The organism is Promicromonospora sp. NPDC060271, assembly GCF_042726755.1.
Taxonomy (GTDB): domain Bacteria; phylum Actinomycetota; class Actinomycetes; order Actinomycetales; family Cellulomonadaceae; genus Promicromonospora.
The window spans coordinates 1-25,080 of record NZ_JBHXBG010000027.1 but is presented as its reverse complement, the minus strand read 5'-3'; the positions used below and the strand labels follow the sequence as shown (position 1 = coordinate 25,080).

23 protein-coding genes are annotated in these 25,080 nt (G+C 72.9%); 14 read left to right on the top strand and 9 right to left on the bottom strand.

Annotated elements, in window-relative coordinates:
* Positions 1 to 4: 4 nt before the first annotated feature.
* Positions 5 to 856 (bottom strand): arylamine N-acetyltransferase, encoded by an 852-nt coding sequence (locus ACFWE2_RS06780; protein WP_377223449.1) that lies wholly within the window; start codon positions 854 to 856, stop codon positions 5 to 7.
* A 92-nt stretch (positions 857 to 948) separates the two neighbouring features.
* Here ACFWE2_RS06780 and ACFWE2_RS06775 point away from each other — a divergent pair, with 92 nt between their 5' ends.
* Positions 949 to 1,434 (top strand): DUF456 domain-containing protein, encoded by a 486-nt coding sequence (locus tag ACFWE2_RS06775; protein WP_377223448.1) that lies wholly within the window; start codon positions 949 to 951, stop codon positions 1,432 to 1,434.
* Between the two features lie 149 nt (positions 1,435 to 1,583).
* Here the strand turns inward: ACFWE2_RS06775 and ACFWE2_RS06770 are convergent, their stop codons facing one another.
* The gene (locus ACFWE2_RS06770) at positions 1,584 to 2,138 is read right to left on the bottom strand and encodes a PaaI family thioesterase (RefSeq protein WP_377223447.1); all 555 of its coding nucleotides are present in this window, start codon (positions 2,136 to 2,138) and stop codon (positions 1,584 to 1,586) included.
* A 24-nt stretch (positions 2,139 to 2,162) separates the two neighbouring features.
* Here ACFWE2_RS06770 and ACFWE2_RS06765 point away from each other — a divergent pair, with 24 nt between their 5' ends.
* On the top strand, positions 2,163 to 4,211 hold the full coding sequence (locus ACFWE2_RS06765) for a S9 family peptidase (protein WP_377223446.1): 2,049 nt from the start codon (positions 2,163 to 2,165) through the stop codon (positions 4,209 to 4,211).
* Positions 4,212 to 4,224: 13 nt separating this feature from the next.
* Positions 4,225 to 4,698, top strand: a complete 474-nt coding sequence (locus tag ACFWE2_RS06760; protein WP_377223445.1) for a GNAT family N-acetyltransferase — start codon at positions 4,225 to 4,227, stop codon at positions 4,696 to 4,698.
* 25 nt (positions 4,699 to 4,723) lie between these two features.
* Here the strand turns inward: ACFWE2_RS06760 and ACFWE2_RS06755 are convergent, their stop codons facing one another.
* Positions 4,724 to 6,298 carry a sugar transferase gene (locus ACFWE2_RS06755; RefSeq protein ID WP_377223444.1) on the bottom strand — a complete coding sequence of 525 codons (1,575 nt, stop codon included), beginning with the start codon at positions 6,296 to 6,298 and terminating at the stop codon, positions 4,724 to 4,726.
* Positions 6,299 to 6,618: 320 nt separating this feature from the next.
* On the opposite strand from ACFWE2_RS06755, the gene ACFWE2_RS06750 reads away from it, so the two are divergent.
* The 4 genes from ACFWE2_RS06750 to ACFWE2_RS06735 all read left to right on the top strand — a co-directional run bounded on the left by ACFWE2_RS06750 (position 6,619) and on the right by ACFWE2_RS06735 (position 10,727).
* On the top strand, positions 6,619 to 7,803 hold the full coding sequence (locus ACFWE2_RS06750) for a glycosyltransferase family 4 protein (protein ID WP_377223443.1): 1,185 nt from the start codon (positions 6,619 to 6,621) through the stop codon (positions 7,801 to 7,803).
* Positions 7,804 to 7,865: 62 nt separating this feature from the next.
* Positions 7,866 to 9,086 carry a DUF1972 domain-containing protein gene (locus tag ACFWE2_RS06745; protein ID WP_377223442.1) on the top strand — a complete coding sequence of 407 codons (1,221 nt, stop codon included), beginning with the start codon at positions 7,866 to 7,868 and terminating at the stop codon, positions 9,084 to 9,086.
* Positions 9,079 to 9,810, top strand: coding sequence for a CDP-alcohol phosphatidyltransferase family protein (locus ACFWE2_RS06740; protein WP_377223441.1), 732 nt, complete (start codon positions 9,079 to 9,081; stop codon positions 9,808 to 9,810). The genes ACFWE2_RS06745 and ACFWE2_RS06740 overlap by 8 nt, the downstream gene beginning before the upstream one ends.
* Complete coding sequence (locus tag ACFWE2_RS06735; RefSeq protein WP_377223440.1) at positions 9,807 to 10,727, top strand: glycosyltransferase; 921 nt, start codon at positions 9,807 to 9,809, stop codon at positions 10,725 to 10,727. The genes ACFWE2_RS06740 and ACFWE2_RS06735 overlap by 4 nt, the downstream gene beginning before the upstream one ends.
* 87 nt (positions 10,728 to 10,814) lie before the next feature.
* On the opposite strand, the gene ACFWE2_RS06730 is transcribed toward ACFWE2_RS06735, so the two are convergent.
* Genes ACFWE2_RS06730 through ACFWE2_RS06715 form a run of 4 tightly spaced genes read right to left on the bottom strand, consistent with a single transcriptional unit; the run spans position 10,815 to position 15,476 of the window.
* A complete protein-coding gene (locus ACFWE2_RS06730; RefSeq protein ID WP_377223439.1) occupies positions 10,815 to 11,834 on the bottom strand; it encodes a glycosyltransferase family 4 protein in 1,020 nt (339 codons plus the stop codon).
* Positions 11,835 to 11,884: 50 nt separating this feature from the next.
* Positions 11,885 to 13,195, bottom strand: a complete 1,311-nt coding sequence (locus ACFWE2_RS06725; RefSeq protein WP_377223438.1) for a lipopolysaccharide biosynthesis protein — start codon at positions 13,193 to 13,195, stop codon at positions 11,885 to 11,887.
* Positions 13,192 to 14,262 (bottom strand): glycosyltransferase, encoded by a 1,071-nt coding sequence (locus ACFWE2_RS06720; RefSeq protein WP_377223437.1) that lies wholly within the window; start codon positions 14,260 to 14,262, stop codon positions 13,192 to 13,194. The genes ACFWE2_RS06725 and ACFWE2_RS06720 overlap by 4 nt, the downstream gene beginning before the upstream one ends.
* Positions 14,259 to 15,476 carry a glycosyltransferase family 4 protein gene (locus tag ACFWE2_RS06715; RefSeq protein ID WP_377223436.1) on the bottom strand — a complete coding sequence of 406 codons (1,218 nt, stop codon included), beginning with the start codon at positions 15,474 to 15,476 and terminating at the stop codon, positions 14,259 to 14,261. The genes ACFWE2_RS06720 and ACFWE2_RS06715 overlap by 4 nt, the downstream gene beginning before the upstream one ends.
* A gap of 151 nt (positions 15,477 to 15,627) precedes the next feature.
* On the opposite strand from ACFWE2_RS06715, the gene ACFWE2_RS06710 reads away from it, so the two are divergent.
* From ACFWE2_RS06710 to ACFWE2_RS06690, 5 genes are all read left to right on the top strand, one after another.
* Positions 15,628 to 16,542, top strand: a complete 915-nt coding sequence (locus ACFWE2_RS06710; protein ID WP_377223435.1) for a glycosyltransferase family 2 protein — start codon at positions 15,628 to 15,630, stop codon at positions 16,540 to 16,542.
* 54 nt (positions 16,543 to 16,596) lie between these two features.
* Positions 16,597 to 17,289, top strand: a complete 693-nt coding sequence (locus ACFWE2_RS06705; protein ID WP_377223434.1) for a hypothetical protein — start codon at positions 16,597 to 16,599, stop codon at positions 17,287 to 17,289.
* 148 nt (positions 17,290 to 17,437) lie between these two features.
* Positions 17,438 to 20,731 carry a PKD domain-containing protein gene (locus ACFWE2_RS06700; protein WP_377223433.1) on the top strand — a complete coding sequence of 1,098 codons (3,294 nt, stop codon included), beginning with the start codon at positions 17,438 to 17,440 and terminating at the stop codon, positions 20,729 to 20,731.
* Entirely contained in the window at positions 20,728 to 21,984 is a 1,257-nt protein-coding gene (locus ACFWE2_RS06695; RefSeq protein ID WP_377223432.1) for a hypothetical protein, read from the top strand. The genes ACFWE2_RS06700 and ACFWE2_RS06695 overlap by 4 nt, the downstream gene beginning before the upstream one ends.
* Entirely contained in the window at positions 21,981 to 23,009 is a 1,029-nt protein-coding gene (locus ACFWE2_RS06690; RefSeq protein WP_377223431.1) for an acyltransferase family protein, read from the top strand. The genes ACFWE2_RS06695 and ACFWE2_RS06690 overlap by 4 nt, the downstream gene beginning before the upstream one ends.
* 31 nt (positions 23,010 to 23,040) lie before the next feature.
* Here the strand turns inward: ACFWE2_RS06690 and ACFWE2_RS06685 are convergent, their stop codons facing one another.
* Positions 23,041 to 23,700, bottom strand: coding sequence for a TetR/AcrR family transcriptional regulator (locus ACFWE2_RS06685; protein ID WP_377223430.1), 660 nt, complete (start codon positions 23,698 to 23,700; stop codon positions 23,041 to 23,043).
* A gap of 72 nt (positions 23,701 to 23,772) precedes the next feature.
* On the opposite strand from ACFWE2_RS06685, the gene ACFWE2_RS06680 reads away from it, so the two are divergent.
* Positions 23,773 to 24,159 (top strand): DUF1761 domain-containing protein, encoded by a 387-nt coding sequence (locus ACFWE2_RS06680; protein ID WP_377223429.1) that lies wholly within the window; start codon positions 23,773 to 23,775, stop codon positions 24,157 to 24,159.
* 25 nt (positions 24,160 to 24,184) lie between these two features.
* Positions 24,185 to 24,490 carry a DUF1905 domain-containing protein gene (locus tag ACFWE2_RS06675; RefSeq protein WP_377223428.1) on the top strand — a complete coding sequence of 102 codons (306 nt, stop codon included), beginning with the start codon at positions 24,185 to 24,187 and terminating at the stop codon, positions 24,488 to 24,490.
* Between the two features lie 49 nt (positions 24,491 to 24,539).
* Here the strand turns inward: ACFWE2_RS06675 and ACFWE2_RS06670 are convergent, their stop codons facing one another.
* Complete coding sequence (locus ACFWE2_RS06670; RefSeq protein ID WP_377223427.1) at positions 24,540 to 24,917, bottom strand: hypothetical protein; 378 nt, start codon at positions 24,915 to 24,917, stop codon at positions 24,540 to 24,542.
* Positions 24,918 to 25,080: the final 163 nt, after the last annotated feature.

The following is a 25,080-nucleotide window of genomic DNA, read 5'->3' as shown; positions in this document are numbered from 1 at the left end:
ACCGCTAGCCAGCCGCCCTGGTCGCCAGCCACTCCCGGTGGGCGGCCAGGCTGCGGTCGAACAGGCCACGCAGGGCGTCGTCGTCGATGCCCCGCAGCGCGATGCCCAGCGTCCGGAGCCCGTCGCGCCAGTCGTCGTACGCCGTGAGCTCGACCCGTTCCGTTCGGGAGCCGGTGCGGGTGAACAGGCAGCCGCGCAGCGTCTCCGCGGCGTCGGGCAGCCGCCGTTGGACGACGAGCTTGCGCGCGTACGCGCCGTCCGCCGGGGCCGTGAGGCGGCGGTGCGCCGCCTCCTCCCGCTCCGGCGTCAGCTCCTCGTCGAAGAGGTCGACGGCACCGAAGCTGCCCTGGGTGTCGTGGTGGAACGTCCACCCGCCGTCGCGCAGCTCGATCCGGTAGGTGAACGGGCCCTGCCGGTACTCGCCCGCGAGCAGCGGCAGCGGGTCGTGGAGGCCGTCGCCGCAGCCGACGTCCGGCCACCAGAGGCCGCCGGGGTTGTCGGCGGTGGGGAGCCCGCGGACGTGCATCGCGAGGTGCCCGACGTGCACGTCCCTGCGCCCGGCCTCGGTGTCCCAGTTGTGGCCCCACGCCGGCACGACGTCGTAGCCGAGCTCCCGGAGCACAGCGGTCAGGATGCCGTTGTGGTGGAAGCAGTAGCCGGCGTTGCCGCCAGCGGCCACCCGGGCCAGCGTGGCGCGTGCGTCGATGGCCGGCGGACTGCCGAGCATGGTGTGCAGGTTCTCGTACGGGATCCGCTCGGCGTGCCGCCGGTGGATCTCGAAGAGGGTCTCGACGGTCGCCGGCGGGCGCTCGTCGAGGCCCAGCCGGGCCAGGTATCCAGCCACATCACGCGTCATGGTGAGCAGGGTAGACGGGCACTGCGCCGCCCGGCTCGGACGTCCGGCCGGGTTTGGCCGAGCGGGCGTCCTGGGACCGCTAGGCTCCGGCCGTGGACGTTTGGGCAGAGGTACTCGTCGGTGTCGCAATCTTCGCCGGACTCATCGGCATAGTCGTCCAGGTGCTGCCTGGCGCCGTGCTCGTGCTGGGCGGCATCCTCGTGTGGGCGATCATGACGGGCGGCGTGGAGGCCTGGGTGGTCTTCGGCGTCGCGGCGGTCGCCATCGCCATCGCCGAGGTGCTCCAGTGGATCCTTGCCGGCAAGCACATGCGCAAGGCCGACGTACCCGTGCTGACCCTCGCCGTGGGCGGCATAGCGGGCATCATCGGGTTCTTCGTGATCCCCGTGATCGGCCTGTTCCTGTTCTTCGTCGGCGCGATCTTCCTGCTGGAGTGGGCGCGCCGCAAGGACGTGCGAGCAGCCTGGGGCGCCACCAAGGCCGCCGTCCAGGCGACGCTGATCACCATCGGTGTGCAGCTCGCGGGCTCGCTGATCGCGGCGGCCGCCTGGGTGATCGGCCTGCTCATCACCCCGTGACGATGGGTGAGACCGAGCGATCATGCCGGAAACCCGCCCCTCCTCTGGGCACAATGGCGCACTCCGGCGCCGCTGCGTGAGACCGAGCGATTGTGCCCGGATGAGGGGCGGGATCCGGGCACAATCGCTCGGTCACTGGGTCCGCTCGGTCACCGGGTCGCGGTCGGGAGGTCGAAGACCAGCAGCGTGCTCGACGCCGTCGCCACCACCGCGCCGGTCGCGTCCCGCACCACCGCCTCCGTGAAGCCGACGCGCGAACCCGCCTTGACCACCGTGCCCTCCGCGGTCAGCGGGCCGCTGTTGCCACGAACGGCCTTGACGTAGTTGACCTTGATCTCGACCGACGTGTAGCCCTTGCCCTGGGGCAGCACCGACTGCATGGCGCAGCCGCACACGGTGTCCAGGAGTGTGCAGAGGACGCCGCCGTGGATCGTGCCGATCGGGTTGTAGCCGGACTCGTCCGGCGTGCAGGTGAACGTGACCCGGCCCTCCTCCACGACGTCGATGTCGAGGCCGAAGTGCGCGGCGATCGGCGGCGGCGGGATGACGCCCTCGCGCATCCGGGTCAGGAACTCGACACCCGACATCAGTGGTGCCTGCGCGGCGATCTGCATCGGGTCGTACCAGGTCAGCTCGCGGGTGCGCGGCTCGCCCCAGGCCTCGTGAGCGCTCGTGGGGGCGTCGGTCTGCTGTGTTTCGGACATGTCGGTAAGGGTAGTGTCCGGCCCATGCAGGCCACCGACCTCCCGCTGATCCGAACCGTCTCCCGGCCCGCCGTCCATCCCGACGGCACCTGGGCAGTCGTGTCGGTGACCCGCCCCGATCTCGACGCCGACGCCACCGTCGGGCAGCTCTGGCGGGTGCCGCTGGGGCCGGCGGGCGGGGTCTCGACGGGCTCGACGGGGGGCTCGGCCGGCGAGACCGGCGATCCGTCCCGGCGTCTCACCCGCGGCTTCCGGGACACCGCGCCGCGCATCTCGCCCGACGGCGCCCTGATCGCCTTCCTGCGCGCCGAGCCCCAGTCGGCGCCGCAGCTCTGGGTGCTGCCGACCGGCGGCGGCGAGGCCGTGCAGGTCACGGACCGCAAGCTGGGCGTCACCGACTTCCGCTGGTCGCCCGACGGCAGGCGCATCGCCTTCCTGAGCCGTGAGCCCGAGCCGGGCCGGTACGGCTCGGTCGAGGGCATCGCGCCGGGTGCCGAGCCGCCGCGCCGCATCACCGGGTGGAGCTGGACCCGCAACGGCCTCGGCTACCACAGGGACCGCCCGCAGCACGCGTTCCTCGTCGACGTGCCCGACGTCGCCGCCGAGCCGGTGGTGCAGCCGGTCCCGACCGCGGAGGGCGAGCCCGAGCCGCGGCCCACCGTGCCGGAACCGCGGCAGCTCACCACCGACGACGTCGACCACAGCGGTATCGCCTTCACCCCGGACGGCGGCTCGATCGGCGTCATCGCCGAACGTGAGCAGGGCAAGGGACAGGTGCCGAGGGGCGCGGTGCGTGTGCTGCCGCTGGGCGCGCCGGCGACCGGCGGCGGCTCCGAGGTCGACCTCGGCACGCTCGGCCCGCAGGCGATCGCGTTCGGCTCCGGTGGCGAGCTGTACGTCGTCGCGCAGGACGTCGGCGCGGAGGGCAAGGACTTCGTCGCGCGGAACGCCGCGCTGTACGTGCTGTCCGCGTGGGCCGACGCCGCGCCGCGCCGCCTCACCGACCCGGAGACCCAGGAGGTCGGCGGCGAGCCGCTGCCCCTGCCCGACGGCGGCGTGCTGCTCGCCCTCGCGAGCCGTGGCACCCAGCAGGTGGTCCGCATCTCCGACGACGGGGCCACAACCCCGCTGACCAGCGGCGACGTGGTCGTCTCGGAGTTCGACGCCGCGGGCGGCCGCCTCGCCGTCGCGTACTCGGACCCCGGCACGTACGGCGAGGTGGGGGTGGTGGAGCTGGCGGGGGCCGCCGGTGGTGCGCTCCGGCGTCGGACGGACTTCTCCGCGCCGCTGCGCGCGACCGGCATCGTGACCCCGAAAGAGCTGACCGTCACCGGCCGCGACGGGTACCCGGTGCACGGCTGGATCGCGGTTCCCGAGGGCACCGGCCGGTTCCCCACCCTGCTGATGATCCACGGCGGCCCCTACGCCTCCTACGGGGTCGGCCTGTTCGACGAGGTGCAGGTGCTGGTCGACGCCGGCTACGCGGTCGTGTACTGCAACCCGCGCGGCTCAGCGGGGTACGGGCAGGCCCACGGCCGGGCGATCCGTCAGGCGATGGGCACCGTCGACCTGCACGACGTGCTGGACTTCCTGGACGGCGCGGCGGCCGCTGACGGGCGCCTCGACGGCGCGCGCGTCGGTGTGCTCGGCGGCTCGTACGGCGGGTACCTCACGGCGTGGGCCATCGCCAACGACCACCGGTTCGCCGGCGCGATCGTCGAGCGCGGGTTCCTCGACCCGGAGGTGTTCTTCGGGACCAGCGACATCGGCTCGTTCTTCGGCCTGGAGTACGTGGGCGAGAGCCCCGAGCAGATCGCCGCGCAGTCGCCGCAGGCGGTCGCCGGGCAGGTCCGTACGCCGACGCTCGTCATGCACTCCGAGCTAGACCTGCGCTGCCCGCTGTCCCAGGCGGAGCGCTACTACTCGACGCTCAAGCGGCACGGCGTCGAGACGGAGCTGGTGGTCTTCCCCGGCGAGAACCACGAGCTGTCCCGCTCCGGCCGTCCGCGGCACCGGCAGCAGCGCTTCGAGATCATCCTGGACTGGTGGCAGCGGCACCTGCCCGTTGAATGAGAGCATCGACCCCGTGCAGATCATCACTGTCCCTCTTGACCAGCTCGACGTCACCATCGCCTACGGGGTGTGGAAGCTGCGCCAGGACGTGTTCGTCGTCGAGCAGGACTGCCCCTACGGGGACCTGGACGGGCGCGACCTGGAACCCTCCACCGTGCACGTGGTGGGCCTCGGGGAGGCGGCGCCCGACTCGGTGTCCGACGGCGGGACCCGCGTGCTGGGCACCGCGCGCGTGCTCGACGACGGCGACGTCTGGCGCATCGGCCGCGTCGCCCTGGTCAAGGGCGCGCGGGGCAAGGGGCACGCCGACGACCTCATGCGCGCGGCGCTGCGCTACATCGACGACTCGGGCGACACCCGCGACGTCGTGCTGGACGCCCAGTCCCCGCTGACCCGCTGGTACGGCAAGCACGGGTTCGAGCAGGACGGCGCGGAGTTCCTGGAGGACGGCATCCCGCACACCCCGATGCGCCTGACCCGGGCCTGACGCGTCCCGTCCCGGCTGGTCCCGGCTAGTAAGCCCCTCGGGCCGAGATCACCGCGCGAGCCGTCTGGGCCAGGATCAGCAGGTCCAGGAAGGGCGTCCAGTTCTCGGCGTAGTAGACGTCGAGCCGGACCGACTCCTCCCACGACAGGTCCGAGCGCCCGGTGACCTGCCACAGGCCGGTCATGCCCGGCTTGACGAGCAGCCGGCGCTTCATCCGCTCCTCGTAGGCCGCCACCTCGTGGGGCAGCGGCGGGCGCGGGCCGACGAGGCTCATGTGCCCGCGGAGCACGTTGAAGAGCTGGGGCAGCTCGTCGAGCGAGTAGCGGCGCAGGAACCGCCCGACGCGCGTGACTCGGGGGTCGGAGCGCATCTTGAACAGCGGGCCCTCCGCCTCGTTGACGGCGGCGAGCGCGACGACGTCCCGGTCCGCGCCGACGTACATCGTGCGGAACTTGACCATCGGGAAGAGCTGCCCGCCCCGGCCAACGCGCTGCGAGAGGTAGAACACCGGACCACGGCTGGTCAGGGCGACGGCCAGCATGATGGCGAGCAGGATCGGCGAGACCAGGACCGTCAGCACCGCGGTCAGGCCCCAGTCCATGACCTGCTTCACGGAGAACTTGGGTCCCTCGAAGCGGGGCGTGTCCACGTGCAGCAGCGACATGCCGGGCGCCGGTGAGACGGTGATGCGGGGGACGGCGACGTCGGCCAGCTCCGCGGTGAGCATCAGGTCGACGCCGTACCGCTCGAGCTCCCAGCCCAGCCGCCGCACGACGTCGGCGGTGATCTCGTGCGAGCTGCACACGGCGACGGCGCCGGCGCCCATCTCGTGCGCCGTCAGCCCGACGTCGCTGAGGTCGCCGAGCACCGGGACGCCGCTCAGGCGCTCGCCCGGCTGGGCGCCGTTCGTGAGGCAGACGCCGGACACCACGAACTCCTGCTCCGGGGCGCCGTTGAGCAGCCGGATCAGGCGCGTCGCCTGCTCGCGGTCGCCGACCGCCAGGAGGATGGTCAGACCGCCGTCGCCGCGGCGTCGCTGCCGCAGCAGGTGCTGGCGCCAGAGGTAGCGCGACGCGACGAGGCCGACCATGCCGAGCGGGAAGGCGACCAGGAGCAGGGTGCGGGCCTCCGAGTAGGCGGTCACCCACGCGATCAGGACGATCAGGCTGAACGACTTCCAGGTGGCGTCGAGGACGCGCTGGTACTCGGACATGCCCCGGCCGAAGAAGCGCACGTCGTAGGCGCGGTTCGTGGCGAGCGCGGCGAGCCAGGCGGTGGCCAGCAGCAGGCCGGCGGCCGCGTGCAGCGGACCGATGGTGGACCACTGCGAGGTACCGCTGAGCGCGAGCTGCACGCCGTAGGCGGTGAGCAGGGTGACCCCGACCACCATGGCATCCGTGAGCCGGAGCCGCGCCTGGTAGCCGGCCTGCCAGCCGGTCCGCGCACGCGGCAGCGCGGCGGCCCGGAGCTGCCGGACGCGCGCGCCCTCGGACTGCGCACCGACCGATACGCCACCGGCCATCGGGTCGTTGCCCGTGGCGGGGTCGGACGGTACGGAGAAGAGACGTGGCGGCTCGCCGTCAACCGAGTGTGCGGTCACTCTCGATCCCTTCGGTTCCTGCTGGCATGTGTGTATCGGGACACGTGCATCCCCGGCGTCAACGACGTCGTGGGGTGATTTGTGGAACCCGACGGTCGCTGTGCGCGCTCCGTGGGTGTGAATAAGTTACGGCGAAAGGACGGACATCGCGGCGTGAACCGATGGAAGTCACCCGGTAGTTCTCAATTTTCACCTCTCGGACGGGCGATTCCGGCAGAAGCAGCAATATTTCGCCCATCCTGCTTTCACCCTGCGTTCCGTCCGGAGTTCACCCGGTCCCAGATCTCCTGTCCGGTGCCCGGCTGGCACAGTTGGCGATCATGACGACGGTTCTTCTCGCGCACGCGTCCGTCGAGCTCTACGGCTCGGACCTCCAGCTCGTCGAGACCGCTGCCGGATGCGTCGACGCCGGCGCGGACGTCGTCGTCGTGCTGCCCGGCGACGGACCGCTGGCCGAGCGGATGCGCGACGTCGGCGCGCGGGTGGAGACGCTCGACATGCCGGTGCTGCGCAAGGCGCACCTGACGCCGCGGGGCATCGCGACCCTCGGCGTCGCCACGCTGCGGGCGCTCGGCCCGATGACGCGGCTGATCCGCCGCGTGCGGCCGGACACCGTCCTCGTCAACACCCTGACCATTCCCGCGTGGCTGGTCGCCGCCCGGCTCGCCGGGGTGGCACCCGTGTGCCACGTGCACGAGGCGGAGGCCGACGCGCGGTGGGTGGTCCGGGTGGGGCTCGCGGCTCCGCTCCTGCTCGCGCGCACCGTCGTCGTGAACTCCGCCGCCGCGCGCGACGTCGTCGTGTCGGCGGTCCCGGCGCTGCGGCAGCGCACACGCGTGGTCTACAACGGCGTGCCGGGGCCGCCGGAGGGCTCCGCGGCAGACGGCGGTGTGGGTGGCGGTGTGGGCGACGGCACCGGCGCGGCTCCGGGGTCCGCGCACGTCGTGCTGGTCGGGCGCCTGTCGCCGCGCAAGGGGTCCGACGTGGCACTCGAGGCGGTGGCGCTCCTGCGGCGCAACGGCCGGGACGTGCGGCTGACGCTGTGCGGCTCGGTGTTCGCGGGCTACGAGTGGTTCGAGGACCAGCTCCGGGTGCGGGCCGCGGCGGACGACCTGGCCGGCGCCGTCGACCTCGTGGGGTACGCGGACCCGTGGGAGTGGTTCGCGAGGGGCGACGTCGTCGTCGTGCCGTCGCGGGTGGAGCCGTTCGGCAACGTGGCGGTCCAGGCGATGCTCGCCGGGCGGCCCGTCGTGGCGAGCCGCACACAGGGGCTCGCGGAGATCGTCAAGGACGGGGAGACCGGCCTGCTCGTGCGGCCCGAGGACCCGGTGGCCCTCGCCGACGCGATCGCCGAGCTGCTCGACGACCCGGCACGCGCGTCCGCGCTGGCGGCAGCCGGCCGGCAGGACGCCGCCGAGCGGTTCGGCGCGCAGCGGTACCGGGCGCAGCTCGGGCGCCTGCTGGTCGTCCGACGTGCTGTGGTCCGGGCGGCTCCGGAGGGGTGAAATGGCATGTTCACCCACTCTCCGGGGTGTTCCAGGCAACTGACGCGACCTACGCTCCCGGCATGCCTCCGAAACCCCTGCATGTCGCGATGGTCGGCACCCGTGGTGTCCCGGCCCGGTACGGGGGGTTCGAGACGGCCGTGGAGGAGATCGGGTCCCGCCTCGCCGCGCGCGGGCACCGGGTCCGGGTCTACTGCCGCCGTGGCCCCGACGCCGAGGGCGATGCGGGCCCGGCCCCCACGGAGTACCTGGGCATGGAGCTCGTCACGCTGCCCGCGGCGCGCCGGCGCTCCCTGGAGACGCTGAGCCACACCGCGCTCTCGGTGGCGCACCTCGCGCGGCACCGCACGGACGTGGCGTTCGTGTTCAACGCGGCCAACGCGCCGCTGCTGCCCGTGCTGCGCGCGGCCCGCATCCCGGTCGCCACGCACGTCGACGGGCTGGAGTGGCGGCGCGCCAAGTGGGGCCCCACCGGGCAGCGCTACTACCGCGCCGCCGAGACGGCGGCCGTGCGGCTCTCGGACGCCCTCATCGCGGACGCGCAGGGCATCGCCGACTACTACCGCGACGAGTACGGCGCGGACAGCCGCCTCATCACCTACGGCGCGCCGGACCTCACCGACGTGGGCCACGAGCGCCTCGCCGAGCTCGGCCTGACCCCGAACGGCTACCACCTCGTGGTCGCGCGGTTCGAGCCGGAGAACCACGTCGACGTCATCGTCGAGGGGTACGTCGCGGGCGACGCGGTCCGGCCGCTCGTCGTCGTCGGCTCCGCGCCGTACTCGCACGGGTACACCCGGCGCATCTCCGACCTCGCCGCGAGCGACCCGCGCGTGCGCCTCCTGGGCGGTGTCTGGGACCAGGGCCTGCTCGACCAGCTCTACGCCGGGGCCCTCACCTACCTGCACGGCCACTCTGTCGGCGGGACCAACCCGTCACTGCTCCGCGCGATCGGCGGCGGCACGGCGACCGCCGCGTACGACGTCGCGTTCAACCGTGACGTGCTCGGGGACGCCGGACGGTACTTCCGCACGCCCGCCGACGTCGCCGCACGGCTCGCCGAGGCCGAGGACGACGTCGCCGGGTGCACCGACCGGGGCAAGGCCCTCGCCGAGCGCGCGACCGCCTACGACTGGGACCTCGTCGCCGACGGCTACGAGCAGCTCGCCCACGACCTCGCCGCCCGGCGGACGCCCGGGCCGAAGCGCCTCGCACGACGTCGGAACGCCCCCGAGTGGGCCTGGCCGGGAACGACGGCAGGAACGGTGACAGCCGATGACTGAGACTCTCCGCGAGCCGTACGGCGCGGTCCTGGCCCGGCTCGGTGGCGCGCAGAAGGGCGCAGCACGCGGCGCGCCCGCCTACTCGCGGTTCGTGAACCGCCGCATCGGCAGGTACCTCGCGGCGGCCGCGTACAAGCTCGGCCTGACCCCTAACGCGGTCACGGGCGTCAGCGCGCTCTTCACGTTCAGCGGCATCGCACTGCTCGTCGCGCTGCCGCCCTCCTGGGGCCAGGGCGCCGCGATCACCCTGCTGCTCGTCCTCGGCTACGCCTGGGACTCGGCCGACGGCCAGGTAGCGCGCCTCACCGGCCTCGGCAGCCCCGCGGGCGAGTGGCTCGACCACGTGGTCGACGCGATCAAGGTGGTGACCCTCCCGCTGGCGCTCGCGGTGGGCCTCGTGGTGCACGACGTCGTCGACCTCGTCTGGCTGGTCGTCCCGCTCGTCTCGGTGGTCGTCAGCAGCGTCCTGTTCTTCGCCATGATCCTCACCGACCAGCTCCGCCGCGCGCACGGCGTGCGGTCGGTCGCGCCCACCGAGGGCCGCTTCCCGTGGCTCCGGTCGGTCCTGGTGCTGCCCACCGACTACGGCGTGCTGTGCTGGACGTTCCTGCTGCTCGGCGCGCCGCACGTCTTCCTGTGGGTCTACGCGACGATCACCGCCTGCACCGCGGCCTTCCTGGTGCTCGCGCTGGTCAAGTGGTTCCGCGAGGTGCGCGCGCTGTGAGCGGGCTCGACGACGTCGCGCTGGTCGTCGTCAGCTACGGCTCGTCGGGCCTGCTCGCGGCGAACCTGCCCCGCACGGTCGGGGACAGCGGCGTGCGGGTGGTCGTCGTGGACAGCTTCAGCGGTGCGGGAGAGCGGGCCGCCGTGACGCGTCTGGCGGCCGACCAGGGCTGGGCGCTCCTGACGCCGGCGACGAACGTCGGGTTCGGCGGCGGCTCGAACCTCGGCGCGGCGCACGCGCTGGCGGCCGGCGCGCGGGTGGTGGTGTTCCTCAACCCCGACGCGTGGACGGATCCGGCCGGCCTGGCGGCGCTCGCGGACGCGGCCCGTTCGCACGACCGGGTGCTCGCCGCGCCCCGGATCCACCGGCCCGACGGCGAGGTCTACTCGCGCGGCCTCACCTACCTGCGCCGCGCGGACGGCACCATGAGCGGCCGCTCCACAGCGCCCGACGACGTGCCGTGGCTCAGCGGCGCGTGCCTGGCCGTCGGGGCGGAGCTTTGGCGGGAGCTCGGCGGGTTCGACGAGGACTACTTCCTCTACTGGGAGGACGTCGACCTGTCGTGGCGGGCCGTGGAGCTCGGGGCCCGGCTCGAGGTGGTCGACGACGCGGACGTGGTGCACGACGAGGGCGGGACCCAGGAGTCCAGGGGCCGGGCCAAGAGCGAGACGTACTACCGGTACGACATCCGCAACCGGATGCTGTTCGCGGCCAAGAACCTCGGCCCGGCCGACGTCCGGCGATGGCGGCGGACGCTGCCGCGCGCCGCCCGCGCGGTGGCGCTGCGCGGCGGGCGGCGGCAGTTCGTCGAGGGTCTGGCTCCGTGGCGCGGTGTGACCAGGGGAGTGCTGGAGGCGCTGATGACCGGACCTCCGGGGAGACTGCCTCCGGGGAAGCTGCCTCCGGGGAAACTGTAGGAATCCGGAGTCGGTTGCTCTGCGTAGACGATGTCTACGCAGAGCAACGAACCTCGCGGACGTACTGCTTCCCCGACCGCCAGGCGCTCAGCCGAGCGCGATCGTGCGCAGCGCCTCGCACATGACATGCGTCGAGTGGTGTGCCACCACGTGCTCCCGTGCGGCGAGGCCCATGCGCGCGGCGCGGTCCTGGTCCTCGAGCAGCCCGAGCATGGCCGCGGCCATCGCCTCCGGGTACTCCGCCGGCACCAGCTCGCCGGTCTCGCCCGGCAGCACGTAGTCGTCCATCCCGGGGGTGGCGCAGGTGACGACGGGCCGGGCGCACGCGCCCGCCTCCAGGGCCACGGTCATCCCCGAGACGTGCGAGTTGGGGCGCGTCGCGATAGCGACCACGGACGCGCGCGCGAACAGCCGCCGCACCTCGTCGTGCGGGATGAACTCGTGCCGCTCGACGCCCGACGGAACCGGCAGCGGGCTTCTGGAGCCGACGACGACCCGGACGTCGGGCCGGGCCCGCAGCACGAGCTCCAGCGCCGCGTACAGCGTCTCGGGGTCCCGGTCGCGGTCGCCGCCGATGCTCGCGATCAGCGGTCGCTCCGGGTAGGCCGACGGCGCGTAGAACTCCGTGTCCACCCCGAACGGCAGGTGATGGACGGGCGGGTGGCCCTTGCCCAGCCAGGACTCCACCTCCTCGACCTGCGGGCGGGCGAGGGTCCAGAGCGCGTCCATGTTCCGCAGGGCGGTGCGCGCGGCGCGCAGCGCGGGCGTGACAGCGCCCGCCGCGACGGCGTCGGTCGCCCAGATGACGCCGCAGACGCGGCGGCGGGCCCGCACCTGGGAGCGCATGGCGACCGCCAGCGACTCCTCCCACGCGATCGCGACGTCCAGCTTGGGGCCGCCGGACGCCGGGAGGGCCAGCCCGCGTGCGTAGGCCTGGGTGGCGACGCGCGATGCGGGCCGGACCTCGCGGTCCGTCAGCGTGAGGCCAGGTGCCGCGAGACCGTCGAGGCCGTACGGCCACCGGCTGGGCACGGGGCTGTCGGCGTGACGCTCGGCCCAGCGGGCCACGCCCCGCCCCTCGGGGAAGACGACTCCGACGTCGACCATGGGTTCAGCTCCTCGTATCCGGCGGGGTCAGGTCTGCTGCGCACATCGGGTCACGCCTGCCGCGCCATGGAGCGGCGCACCCACAGCATGTTGGGGACCACCTGGCACACCAGCACCGATACCGACGTCGCCCACACGGGGCCGGCCGCGCCGAGGTGCGGGATCGCCCACCAGGTCAGGCCAAGGTTCAGGGGGATCATCAACACGATCGGGAGCACCTGCGCCCGCAGGCCGGGGCCGTCGGTCATGTACATGCCGACGGGGTACTTGGCCGCCTGCAGCACCGTGAACACGACGAACGCCGCGACGATCGACGCGGTGAGGCCGAACTCCTTGCCCGTCACCAGCGGGACCACCACCGGCAGCAGGGCGGTCAGGACCAGCGCCAGCACGATGCCCGCCACGACGAACACGCCGGTGGCCCGGAAGGGCGACGCCTTGACCGACTGGCTCCGGGCCCGCGCGAAGTGGGGCCACAGCGCGACCCCGGCCGTCGCGACTGCGGCGAGGACCACCCCGAAGAGCTGGGACGCGAGGTTGTACCGCGCGAGGTCGAGGGGCGTGCCCTGGTGGCTCAGCAGGATCCGGCCGGTCTGCATGGCGATCGGCAGCGAGACCATCTGCACGAGCATGGGCCACGCGGTGTCGAACACGGGGACCCCTGGGACGGCCCGGAGCCGGGGCACGTCGCGGAACGCGGCACCGACCTGGGGTCGGACCAGGCGGGACGCAGTGATCAGCAGCACCACCGCGACGATGGCCGCCGCGGCGTAGGAGGCGACGGCGAGGAAGGTGCCCGAACCGTTCCCGGTCAGCAGGACCAGGAGCACGCCCGCCATGACCAGCGGCGCGGTGAGGCCGGTGAGCGCGATCTGCAGGGCGTTTCGGCCGAGTCCCACCAGGATCCGGGCGCCGACGCCGAGCGGCAGCGCCAGGCCGAGGACCATGACGCACACCGTCGCGGTCGCCGCGCCGCCGTCGAGCAGGCCGGGGCCGAGCAGCATCGGCCACCAGCCGAGCAGCCCGAGCAGGGCGCCAACGGTGGCGATCACGAGGCCCGAGCAGAGCATCACCCGAAAGGCACTGGTCAGGGTCCTGCGCACGACGGGGTCGGTGTCGACCCGGTCCGTCGACGCCATGGCGTTCACCACCACGGCGGCCACGCCCAGGTCCGCGAACGGGATCAGCGCGGGCAGGGACGTCAGGAGCCCGTACTGGGCGTACTGGGCGACGCCGAACTGCTCGATGATCAGGCGCGCGGTCACCATGCCGAGCAGCCCGGAGAAGCCGGTCACGACCACCTGGACGACCGCGCTGTTGCCGACGGACCGCCAGGGCGCGCCCACCCGGGCCGTGCTCACGTGGACGCCCCGGAGCGCAGCGCGGCGGAGCTCGTGCCGGACGATCCCCGGCGGGACGGCCCTCCGCGGGACCCCGCACGAGACAGGGCAGCCCGGTAGACGGCGAGGTGCGCCTGCCCGGCGTCGTCCCACTCGCGTGCGCTCAGGTCCGGGGACGGCGCGCGAGGCGCGCGCGCCGCGGACAGCGCCGCCTCGATGGCACCGGCCGTCAGGTCCCCGGCGAAGGTGTGGATCCAGCCCGGCCCGACCTCGGCGGCCAGGTCGGCGTTGACCGGCGTGTCCGGGACGAGGACCGGCCGGTCGAGCGAGAGCGCCGCCAGGACGGTCCCCGAGTTGTGCATGAACCGGTAGGGCAGCACCACGAGCTCCGCCGCGGTCACGGCGGTGACGAGCTCGTCGTCGGACAGGTAGTCGAAGCGCAGGCTGACCCGCGGGTCGGTGTGGGCAAGGGCGGTGACGGTGGCCGCGAGCTCCGGGGACGACGAGGCCCCCGCGATGTCGAGCGTCAGCGCGTCGTCCGCGACGGAGCGGAAGGCCTCGACCAGCCCCTCGACCCCCTTGTACCGCCGGACGAGCCCGACGTACTGGAGCCGGCCGGGTGTCATCGGCGAGCGCGGGCCGGTGTACCAGTCGCGGTAGTGGCCGTGCGGGATGGTCGTGCTCGGGCCGGGGCACACCGTGCGGTCGTTCAGCACGATGCGGTGCGTCGTCAGCCGGTCGAACCAGCGCAGCAGGAGCCGCTGGGGGCCGCTCGCGTCGGCGGGCAGCTCGACGTTGTGCACGGTGCGGACGACGGGCGTCCGGGCGACCGTGAGCCGCGCGAGGAACAGGGCGGCGAGCACCCAGCGCACGAGGCGGCCCGAAAGCCGCCGTCCGCCGAGCCCGATGATCGTCTCCGGCCAGTGCAGATGCACCACGGAGTACCGCCCGAGCAGGGCCGCCCGCGCGGAGAAGGTGACGACCTCGACGCCCGGGGTGCGGCGCAGCGCCTCCGTGAGCATCGTGATGTACGGGTTGGTGGTCGGTCTCGGCTCGCGGTGCGAGGTCAGGACGCGGACGGCGCTCACGCGGCGCTCCCGGTGGGTGCGCCGGTGCCGGCACGGGCGCCGGTGTCGGTGGCGGTCCGGTAGAGGCGCGCGACGACGTCCGGGAGCCGGGAGGTGGACCACCTGCCGGACGGCGTGCCCGGGGTGGTCGCGGCCTCGGCGAGCCGGGCCGCGAGGTGCCCGACCACGTCGCCCTCGAGATCGGCGGGCCGGGCGTTGGCGCCGGCCAGGAGCGGCACGCCGCCCAGCGGCAGGCACACCACGGGCCGCCCGAGGGCGCTCGCCTCGGCCGCGACCCAGCCGGCCTGGTCGTGCATCGACGGGAACAGCATCGCGTCGCACCCGGCGATCGCGTCGAGGACCTCTGCCCGCGGCCGGTGCCCGTGGAAGACGACGCGGTCGGCCACCCCGCGTCGGGCGGCGAGCCGCTCCAGCGCCGTCCGCTCGTACCCCGTGCCGTAGACGTGCAGCTCCCAGCCGGGGGTGCGTGCGAGCGCCTCGATCGCGAGCCGCCCGCCCTTCCAGGCCAGCAGCCGGCCGACGAACACGGCGCGCCGGACGTCTGTGGCGGACCCGTTCTCCGGTCCGGGCCGAGCCGGCAGGGCGCGCTCCGGCAGGTCGTCGTCGAGCGCGGCATTCGGCTCGACGACCACGTGCCGGGCGCGGCGGAACCGGCGCGCGACGGTCTCGTTCTGCGTGACGACGACGGCCGCGCGTCGCGCCGCGCCGTCGCCCCACACGGCCCGCAGCGGCGCGGTGAGCACGCCGCGCAGCAGCTCCGTGACCGTTCCACGCAGCCCGAGCCAGCGCACCAGACGCAGGGGAATGACGCTCGCGCCGCCGACCGGACCCCAGACGACGGGCAGGTCGTGGAGCCGCGCCAGCCCGCAGGGCAGCCAGTCGTTCGCGAACGTCACGTGGTGGCCGACGTCGAACGGCGTGGCCCGGTGCACCTCGGCGGCCCGCCGGGCCAGCGCGCGCTGCCAGAGCACGTAGTACCAGTACACGTCGCTGCCGCGGCGCTTGCGGGCGAGCACCCGTTCGGACAGGTCGAGGTACTCGACGGTCAGGTGCTGAGCGAGCTCCGGCTCGCGTGCGAGCTCTGCCGCGATCGCGGGGGCGAACCGGTGCCGGGTGATCACGTGCACCCGGTGGGACCTGGCCGCCGCCCGGGCGAACGCCCAGCCTGCGGCGGCTTCCGGCTCGTCGCCGGGCCCACACGCATAGGCGCTCATCAGGACGCGCGGGTGAACCTGCACGAGTCTCGGCTCTCCAGAGGATCAAGGGGGCGGGCCACGCTACGGTAACTGCCGGATCAGCCGTCGTGGTGCCTGGGAAGGGGTGATTGTGGTGGGTGAAGTTCGGACGGAACGGTTGGTTGTCGCCGTGCTCACCTACCGACGCCCGGAGCGGATCGCGGCACTCGTTCCCCTGCTCGTGGAGCAGGCCGGTGACCTGACGCGCCGCGCCGAAGGTGTAGTGGCGACCGTGCTGGTGGTCGACAACGACCCGGCCGGTGCCGGCGCGGCCGTGGTGGCAGGGCTCGGCGCGGCCGCGGTCGTCGAGCCCGAGCCGGGGATCTCCGCCGCCCGGAACCGGGCGCTGCGCGTGGCGGACGACCAGGACCTGCTCGTGTTCGTGGACGACGACGAGCTGCCGCACGCCGGCTGGCTGCACGCCCTCCACGCGACGTACCGCGCGACCGGCGCTGCAGCCGTCGCCGGGCCCGTGGTGTCCCGGTACGCGGCCGAACCCGAACCGTGGGTCGTCGCCGGCGGCTTCTACGACCGTGCCCACCGCGACGGGCTCCGCACGGGCGACCAGGTCAGGAGTGCCGCGACGAACAACCTCCTGCTCGACCTGCGGGTGGTCCGGCGGGCGGACCTCGCGTTCGATCCCGCCCTCGGGCTCTCGGGTGGCGAGGACACGCTCTTCACGAGCGCGCTGACCGCGGCAGGGGGACGCATCGTCTGGTGCGCCGAGGCCGTGGTGTCCGACGTCGTGCCCGCCGACCGGCTCACCCGGCCCTACCTGCTCACGCGCACCGCGGGGCTCGCGAACGCGTCGGCGCGCGTTGCGCTCATGGTCGCGCCGGACCGAGGACGGCGGGCGGTGCTGCGGGCGCGCATCCTCGCGACGGGGCTGGCCCGGGGGGTCCTCGGATCGCTGCAGGTGGCTCGCGGAGCGGTGCGGCGTGACATCGCACGGGACGCACGGGGGCGGCGATCGCTCGCGAGGTCCCGGGGCGAGCTGCTCGCGGCGTTCGGCAGGGTGCTCCTGCCCTACGCCAGGCAGGGGTGAACTCCGCCGGAACAGCCGCTTTGCGGCCCTCGACGCGACTACGCTCCAGAGATCATGTCCGCAACCTCCCTCCTCACTCGACGCCGGCTCCTGCTCGGCCTGGTCGTGCTCGTCCTGGCGGTCGCGGCCGTCGTCACGGTGGTCGCGCTGCGGTCCGGCGCCGACCCGGCCGCCGGTGGCACGCCCTCCGTGAGCCCGACGACGTCGTCGGGCACGGACGCCGGGAGCGACCCCGAGGCGGGCGAGCCCGGGGCCGGCGACGACGAGCAGCCCGGCGGCGCTCCGTCCGACGACGAGTCCGACGGCGACCCGGCCGACGCCGAGCCCAGCGGCGCGGCGGACCCGGCTGCCCGCGAGACGCTCGACCCGGCGCCGTTCGGCGCCGAGGCGACGCCCCAGCCGGGCGTCACCGTGGCGGTGCCGAAGGTCGAGGAGGTGACCGGGGAGTCGAACGTCCCCGGCGAGGTGGGTGGCCCGGCGCTCCGGTTCACGGTCGACGTCACGAACGGCACGGGCGGGACGCTCGACCTGCGGACCGTCGTGGTGAACGCCTACTACGGCCCGGACCGCACCCCGGCATCGCCCCTGCTCAAGCCTGGCGGCAAGGCCTTCGAGCCGGAGCTCGGCGACGGCGATACCGCTCGCGGGGTGTTCGTCTTCAGCGTCCCGGCCGAGTTCCAGGACAAGGTCGAGCTCGAGATCGATCCGCGGGTCGACGCGCCGATCGCGATCTTCACGGGCGCCTGAGGCACCCGAGATCACCCGCGATTCACCCTGATTTGACCGCGCCGACTGGCCTGTCCGCAATTAGCGTGATGAGCAGTCAGTTCTACAGGTCCCATATCGTCCGGCGGCTCAGCGATCCGGCGGGTCCTTGTCTCCCAGTGAGGTAGTCGTGTCCCAGCGAACTCTGTCCGGCCGGCGTGCATCCGCCGTTCTCGCGAGCGTCACGCTCGTGGTCGCATCCTTCGTCGCCGCGCCGACGGCCTCTGCCGTCAAGCAGGCCCCCGCGGACGCCGCGGTCGCTGCAGAGGTCGCCGCCGACCCTGCCAGCGTGTCCGCGGACGCCCTGCCGACCGTCCAGGTCGACGGGATCGTGTGGAAGCAGGTCATCGTCGGCAACACGGTGTACGTGGGCGGCGAGTTCCAGAACGCCCGGCCGGCCGGGGCGGCTCCCGGCACGAACCAGGTGCCCCGCACCAACCTGCTGGCCTACAACCTGACGACCGGCGTGCTGATCTCGTCGTTCAACCACACGCTGAACGGCAACGTCACCGACCTGGCGGCCTCGCCCGACGGGACGCGGCTCTACGCGGTGGGCGGGTTCACGACCGTGAACGGCGTCGCCCGCAACCGCATCGCCGCGTTCAACCTGCCGACCGGCACCCTGAACACGTCGTTCGCCCCGACCCCGAACGGCAACACGAAGGCCGTCGCGGCCACCAACACCAAGGTCTACTTCGGCGGATGGTTCGGCGGTGTGAACGGTGCCACGCGCTACCGCATCGCGGCCGCGAACGCGTCGAACGGTTCGCTGGTCCCCGGGTTCGTGCCGGTGGTCGACGACCGGCAGGTGCAGTCGATCGTCGTGTCCCCGGACGAGCAGTCCGTGGCGATCTCGGGGACGTTCACCTCGGTCAACTCCGACACGCAGAACGGTTACGGCATCGCGTGGCTCGACGCCGCCACCGGCGCAACGCGCAACCTCCCGATCAACCACACCGAGATCCGCAACGCCGGGGACAACTCCAGCATCCTGCGGCTGGCGACCGACGGCGAGGCCTGGTACGGCGTCGGCTGGCACTACGGCAGGGGTGGCACCACCGAGGGCACCTTCAAGGCGAGCTGGACCGACGGCACGCTCATCTGGCTCGAGGACTGCCACGGCGACACCTACGACGTGGCGCCGGTGGGCAACGTCGTCTACACCGCCAGCCACAAGCACTACTGCGGCAACAGCGGCGGGTTCCCGCAGACGAACCCGTGGAACTTCTACCACTCGACCGCCTGGATCAACGAGGTGCGAGGCACCAACACCCCGGACATCTGGGGATACCCCGACCACCCGGGCACACCGCGTCCGGAGCTCCTGACCTGGCACCCCCAGACCGACGTGGGCACGTACTCCGGGAAGGAGCAGGCCGTCTGGACGGTCTCCGGCAACGCGGACTACGTGGTGTACGGCGGCGAGTTCCCGAAGGTGAACGGCGTCGGGCAGCAGGGGATCGTCCGGTACGCGAAGCGCTCCAGCGCGCCGAACAAGGTCGGCCCGGTCGACTCCGGCGCGACGATCAACCCGACGGTGGCCTCCGTCTCGGGGGGTGCCGTCCGCATCAACCTGACCACCACGTGGGACCGCGACGACGAGGCTCTCACGTACCGGATCTACCGCGACTCGGAGGCGAACGCGCCCGTCTTCCAGGAGACGATCGCCACCAAGTTCTGGCTGCCGCAGAAGCGGACCGCGCGGGACACCGGGCTCGCGGCGGGCTCGGAGCACAGCTACCGCCTGACGGTCACCGACCCGTCGGGCAACGTGAAGCGGTCGGACTGGGTGCCCGTGACCGTGTCGAGCACCCCGTCCAGCGACTACGCGGACACCGTGGTGCAGGACGGCGCCACGAACTACTGGCGCCTCGGCGAGCCCCTTGGCGCGACCACCACCTATGACTGGGCGGGCGGGACGGACCTCACCGTGCCGTCGGCCGTCCGGCTCGGCACCGCCGGCGCCATCACCGGCGACCCGAACACCGCCGCGACGTTCCAGAACTCCTCCTCGAGCAGGCTCGTCGGTGCCGGCAGCAACATCGCCCCCGCGCCGAACACGTTCACGGTCGAGGCCTGGATCAAGGGCACCGGCTCTGGCCGGATCGTCGGCTACGGCAACAGCAACAGCGCGACGGGCACCTCCAGCTCCACCGACCGGCTCTTCTACGTCGACGCCGGCGGCCGGCTCTCGTTCGGCGTGAACAGCGGCAGCAGGCTCACGCTCCGGTCGCCGGGCCGGGTGGACAACGGTGCCTGGCACCACGTGGTCGGCACGCTCGGCTCGAACGGCATGCAGCTCTTCGTCGACGGCGTCCGCGTCGCCAGCCGGGCCGACATCACCAGCGGCCAGGCCTACAACGGCTACTGGCGGATCGGGGCCGACACCCTCAGCGGCTGGCCCAACCGTTCCCTCCTGGGCGGCGACCGGTACACCGGCGTGATCGACGACGTCGCGATCTACCCGACCGTGCTGTCCGCCGCCGCCGTGCAGGACCACTACACGGTCTCGGTGAGCGGCGGCCGGCCCAACCGGCTGCCGGTCGCGGACGCCGCGGCGAGCATCCACGGCTTCGACCTCGAGGTCGACGGACGTGGGTCGTCCGACCCCGACGGTCCGCTCGCGTCCTACGCCTGGAACTTCGGTGACGGCGCGACGGCCACCGGCGCGCAGGCCACCCACACCTACGCCGCCCCCGGCACGTACACCGTGACCCTCACGGTGACCGACGCCGACGGCGCGACCGATCAGGACACGGTCCAGGTCGAGGCGACGGCGCCCGCCGAGTTCGCCGTCGACGACTTCGCACGGTCCGTGACCGGCGCGTGGGGCGAGGCCCCGATAGGCGGTCCCTGGACGCTCTCCGGCACGGCGTCGAGCTTCTCGGTCGCCGACGGTGAGGGCCTCATGGCCCTGCCGACGGCCGGGAGCAACCGGAAGGCACAGCTGCAGGGCGTGTCGGTCGGGGACGTGGAGATCAAGAGCGCGCTCACGCTGGACGAGATCTCCGACGGCGGTGGCACGTTCGTCTCCCTGACCGGACGTACTGGCGGGTTCAGCAGCGAGTACCGGGCCAAGGTCTGGGTCAAGTCGACCGGAGCGGTCCAGCTCCAGCTCAACTCGCTGCAGTCCACCGAGACCACGCTGGCCGCCGCCAACATCACCGGTCTGACGGTGGCGGCCGGTGAGAAGCTCTCCGTCCGGATGCAGGTCACGGGCTCGGCTCCGACCACGATCCGGGCGAAGGTCTGGAAGGCAGGGACCGCCGAGCCGGCAGCCTGGCAGCTCACGACGACGAACTCGACACCCGAGCTGCAGGACGCCGGCGGCGTCGGCTACGCGGTGAGCAACGCGGGCAGCGTCACGACCGGCGCGAACACCGTCCGGCTCGACGACCTGTGGGCCGGACCGCCCGCGCCGTGACGTCGAGCCCTGTCGAGACGACCCTGGCCCTTCCGTCCCCTCCGGGGCGGGAGGGCTGGGGCGTCGCTACGACATGGTTGGCGCTGCTCTGCCTCGTCCTGACGGGGATGCGCTACGACCTGTCCTTCGGCCTCACCGCGGGACTCGCGCTCACCGTGGTGCTCCTACCGCTGTGGGCGCCCTGGGTGCGCAGCTCCCGCTGGATCAGCTGGACGGTCGTGCTCGGGGTGGCCTCGGCGGCCGGGAGCGTCTGGCTCACGCTCTGGCACGGCGACACGCGCGGCGTGTCCACCGTCGGGCTCCTCGAGTCCGTGTTCGGCGTGCTGGGGCTCGTCTGCGGGATCGTCTGTGTCCTGTGGGCGCGCAGCCGCACCTCGGTGGGGGTGGTGGGAGCCGTGTTCGGCATCGGGCTCCTGCTCGGGATCAACCCGGCCGGCGGCACGTTCGCCGAGAACCCCTGGCGCTTCGGTTTCTCGCTGCCGGTCACCGTCATCGTCCTCGCCATCGTGACGCGGTGGCGCAAGCGGTGGCTCGACGTCGTCGCCGTGCTCGCGCTCGCGGGCGTCTCCGCGCTCAACGGCGGACGCTCGACGAGCGCGATCCTGCTGCTGGTCGCGCTGCTCGTCGTGTGGCAGTCGTGGGGCAGACCCGCCTCCTCCAGGCTCGCGGCCGTCCGGACCCTGATCCTGTTCGGGCTGCTCGCGTTCGGGACGTACCTCTCGGTCCAGGCCGCGATCCTGGAGGGTGCCCTCGGCGAGGGCGCGCAGCTCCGCACCGAGCTCCAGCTCTCGACGTCGGGCACCCTGATCACCGGCGGACGGCCGGAGATCGGCGCCACCCTCGCACTGATGGCCGAGTCGCCGGCCGGGTTCGGCGGCGGGGCCGTCCCCAACATGGCCGACGTCCTCGTGGCCAAGTCCGGCATGGCCGCCCTCGGGTACGACCCGAACAACGGGTACGTCGAGAACTACATGTTCGGCAGCGGGTTCGAGGTGCACTCGGTGATCGGCGACCTGTGGGCCTGGTGCGGCATCCCGGGACTTGCCCTGGCCGTCGTGCTGCTGGTCTTCCTCGTGACGCGCATCGCCGTGCTCACCACCGGACGAATGGCGTCCGCGCTGCTGCTGTTCCTCGGCGTGAAGTCGATCTGGAACCTGCTGTTCGCCCCGCTCGAGAGCGCGCTGACCGTGCTGGTCCTCGCCGTGGCGCTGATGGCGCCCCTGGCCCTCCAGAAGAGGCGGACGGACGAATGACCGGCACTCCCGGCCGTGAGGTCTGGATCGACGCCGGCCGGGGGATCGCGGTGCTCCTGGTCGTGCTGTACCACGCCGCGCGCTGGTTCGAGGTGGCCGGGTGGGAGCAGCTCAACGACTACGTGTCCTCCGTGCGCATGCCGTTCTTCTTCGTGATCTCGGGCATGCTCGCCTACCGCATCGGCGTCGTGGCCCCGGTCGGGACGACGTGGCGTGCGCTGTGGGACCGCCGGCTGAGCCTCTACCTGTGGGTCTTCGTGATCTGGGAGGCCATCGGCACCGCGTGCTACCTGATCGGGTTCGCCCTGCGCGGGACCCCGCTCGGGTTCGGCCCGATGCTGCGTGACCTGATCCTGTCGCCGGTCCGCCCGCAGTTCGAGCTGTGGTTCATCTGGGCGCTCGCGCTCTTCTGCGTCGCCGCGCGGCTCCTGCGGTCCCTCGACTGGCGCTGGCACCTGCTCGCCGCCGCGGTCCCGTCGGTCGTCGCGCTGACCGAGGGCTTCGACCTCGGCAACGTCGGCTGGAACGGTGCGCTCAAGTACTACGTGTTCTTCGTCTGCGGCATGCACCTGCGCGGGCTGCTGCTCGCGTTCGCCCGCACGTCCTGGCCGGTGCGGACCGGCCTGCTGGCCGGCTGGGCGCTCCTGGCCACCGTCGTGGAGACGGCGGGTCTGCGGTCCGTCGTCGGGGTGTACTTCCTCCTGTGCGTCGTCGGGATCCTCGCCGGGGTCGCGCTGGGAACGTTCCTCGCCCGGAGCGCCGTCCTGGTGCGGACCGGGTCGGCGACGCTGCCTGTCTACCTCGGCCACACGCCAGTGATCATCCTGGGCTCGTCGCTGGTCTTCGCCCTGACCGGGTCGACGGTCCTCCCGGACGTCGTCGGCCTCCTCGTGGTGCCGGTCGCCGCGGCGGTCGCGGTCGCGCTCTCCCGGCTCCTGCACGCGTCGACCGCCTCCGGGCCGCTGCGCTACCTCTACGTGGCCCCGGAGTGGCTGCGCCGGGGGCAGCACGTTCCGCGGCGCTGAGTCTCGCGCGGTACCGCCGCCGCTGGCGACGTCAGGACGCCCCGTCCCTTGGTCCGTAGCGCTCCAGGAACGTGGTGACGGCCTCGTGGGCGACGGCGTCGAGCTCCTCGGCGCTGTAGCGGGCGGCGCCGGCCGTGAGGGTCAGCCGGTTCAGGGGTGCGGCGAGAGCGAGCCAGGTGAGCTGCTCGGCGGCGACGGCCGGGTCGTCGACGCGGAGCAGGCCGCGCGCGCCCAGGTGGCGCAGGGCCTCGGCGAGGAGCCCCTGGTTGTGGTCCCAGCTACGCCGGACGTAGTCGGCGGCCACCTCGGGGAACCGTTCTGCCTCGGCCGCGATCAGCGTACGCATCTGGAGCACCGGCGGGCTCAGGACCCCGGCGTGCAGGACCCGGGAGAGTCTCAGCAGCCCTTGCCGGACGTCGTCCGCCGCCATCAGCTCCCGCAGGTGCGGCCGCATCGCGTCGCGACCACGGTCGACCCAGTCCCGGACGACAGCGCCGAACAGGATCTCCTTGGACGGGTACTGCCGGTAGAGCGTCTGCTTCGACACCCGTGCCCCAGCGGCCACGGCATCCATCGTCGCGCCGGCGTACTGGTGCGTGAGGAAGACGTCGCGGGCGATGGCGAGCAGGTCGGTGCCCTGGCTGCCACCTGGCCTGCCACGGCGCCGGGCGGGAGAGGGCGATGTGGTCACGCCGAAAATAGTACTGGACGGTACTCGCTGCGCGGGGTTACAGTACTGGTCAGTACTAAAAGGAGGATCGTCATGATCGTGTGGGGTATCGCAGTCGCCGCCGTCGCGGCGTTCGTGCTCAGTTCCGTCTACTACGTCGTCACGACGCCGCTCGAGCGGCGGGCACTCGGCGACCAGGCCCTCGACCGCGGCCGCCCGGCTCCGTGGAAGGTGGTGACCGAGCTGGTGCGCACCGCCGTGGTCGGGGCGGGGTTCGCCTGGATCGCCACGCAGGGCGACCTGCTGGCGCTGCCCTCGTCGCTGCTGCTGGCGCTCGTGCTGTGGGTTGCGTTCCCCGTCGTGCTGCTCACCGGCTCGATCATCTGGGAACGCGTGCCCTGGCAGACCGCGGCCATCCACGCGGGGGACTGGCTGCTCAAGCTCGTGCTCGTGGCGCTCGCCATCGGGCTCGTCCACTGAACCACCGAACCGAAGGAGTCCGACCATGTCCGAAGCCACCAGCGACGCCACCAGCGCAGGCCCGCTCGACCGCACCTTCACCGCAGTGCTGCTACAGAGCGAGGCGAAGGGCGGCTGGACCTATCTCAAGCTCGACGGCTCCGCCGAGTACTTCGGTACCCGTGGCCTGGTCAAGGTCACCGGCACCGTCGACGGCGTCCCGTTCACCAGCTCCTTCATGGCGCTCGGCGACGGCACGCACAAGCTCCCCGTCGCCGCTGACCTACGCCGCAAGATCGACAAGCAGGCCGGCGACACGGTCACCGTGCACCTGCTGAGCCGGCTGAGCTGACGGCGGGCAGCGCTGACCGCCGGGCGGTGGCCGTCGTGCGGCGAGGCCGTCAGAGAGTACCGAGCACCGAGACCCGCGCGGCGTCGCGCTCGGCTGTGGTGATCTTGCCCGTCGCGTGCAGCTGCTCGATCTCCGCCAGCCGTGCCTCGAGCGTCTGCGCGGGGCGTGCCGCGGGCTGAGCGCCGGGTCGCTGTGCCGTGGAGCCGCGCACGGCGTCGGCCACTATCTCCGCCTCGGTGGCCAGAGGGCTGATGCCCTTGCTCCGGAGGCGCCTGGCATTGAGGACGGCAAGCACGATCATCAGGACGATCATCCCGACGAAGATGATCGGGATGATGATGAACAGCGCGTTGAAGACTGACATGAACGAGTCGCCCTCGTCGAGGAACGGCTCGATGCCGACAGCCTGAGCGTCGATCCGGACCATGACGACCTCCGAGGGCTGGGCGCCATGCCGGCACCGAATGGCCGGACACTAACATCCGCGCGGCGTCGTCGCCGCCCTGGCCGGCTCCGCCGACGAGGTTGTCACCGGTGTGGCGCACCGAGCCGTCGTCGCTGACGAGGTGGCGGAAGAACACCACGTCGAC

What these genes read in the sequence shown, in the direction of transcription:
- ACFWE2_RS06740 (WP_377223441.1), top strand. Translation starts at nt 9,079, where the DNA reads ATGACTGAGACTCTCCGCGAGCCGTACGGCGCGGTCCTGGCCCGGCTC.
- ACFWE2_RS06670 (WP_377223427.1), bottom strand. Translation starts at nt 24,917, where the DNA reads ATGGTCCGGATCGACGCTCAGGCTGTCGGCATCGAGCCGTTCCTCGAC.
- ACFWE2_RS06715 (WP_377223436.1), bottom strand. Translation starts at nt 15,476, where the DNA reads ATGAGCGCCTATGCGTGTGGGCCCGGCGACGAGCCGGAAGCCGCCGCA.
- ACFWE2_RS06765 (WP_377223446.1), top strand. Translation starts at nt 2,163, where the DNA reads ATGCAGGCCACCGACCTCCCGCTGATCCGAACCGTCTCCCGGCCCGCC.
- ACFWE2_RS06705 (WP_377223434.1), top strand. Translation starts at nt 16,597, where the DNA reads ATGTCCGCAACCTCCCTCCTCACTCGACGCCGGCTCCTGCTCGGCCTG.
- ACFWE2_RS06750 (WP_377223443.1), top strand. Translation starts at nt 6,619, where the DNA reads ATGACGACGGTTCTTCTCGCGCACGCGTCCGTCGAGCTCTACGGCTCG.
- ACFWE2_RS06690 (WP_377223431.1), top strand. Translation starts at nt 21,981, where the DNA reads ATGACCGGCACTCCCGGCCGTGAGGTCTGGATCGACGCCGGCCGGGGG.
- ACFWE2_RS06745 (WP_377223442.1), top strand. Translation starts at nt 7,866, where the DNA reads ATGCCTCCGAAACCCCTGCATGTCGCGATGGTCGGCACCCGTGGTGTC.
- ACFWE2_RS06730 (WP_377223439.1), bottom strand. Translation starts at nt 11,834, where the DNA reads ATGGTCGACGTCGGAGTCGTCTTCCCCGAGGGGCGGGGCGTGGCCCGC.
- ACFWE2_RS06680 (WP_377223429.1), top strand. Translation starts at nt 23,773, where the DNA reads ATGATCGTGTGGGGTATCGCAGTCGCCGCCGTCGCGGCGTTCGTGCTC.
- ACFWE2_RS06770 (WP_377223447.1), bottom strand. Translation starts at nt 2,138, where the DNA reads ATGTCCGAAACACAGCAGACCGACGCCCCCACGAGCGCTCACGAGGCC.
- ACFWE2_RS06675 (WP_377223428.1), top strand. Translation starts at nt 24,185, where the DNA reads ATGTCCGAAGCCACCAGCGACGCCACCAGCGCAGGCCCGCTCGACCGC.
- ACFWE2_RS06780 (WP_377223449.1), bottom strand. Translation starts at nt 856, where the DNA reads ATGACGCGTGATGTGGCTGGATACCTGGCCCGGCTGGGCCTCGACGAG.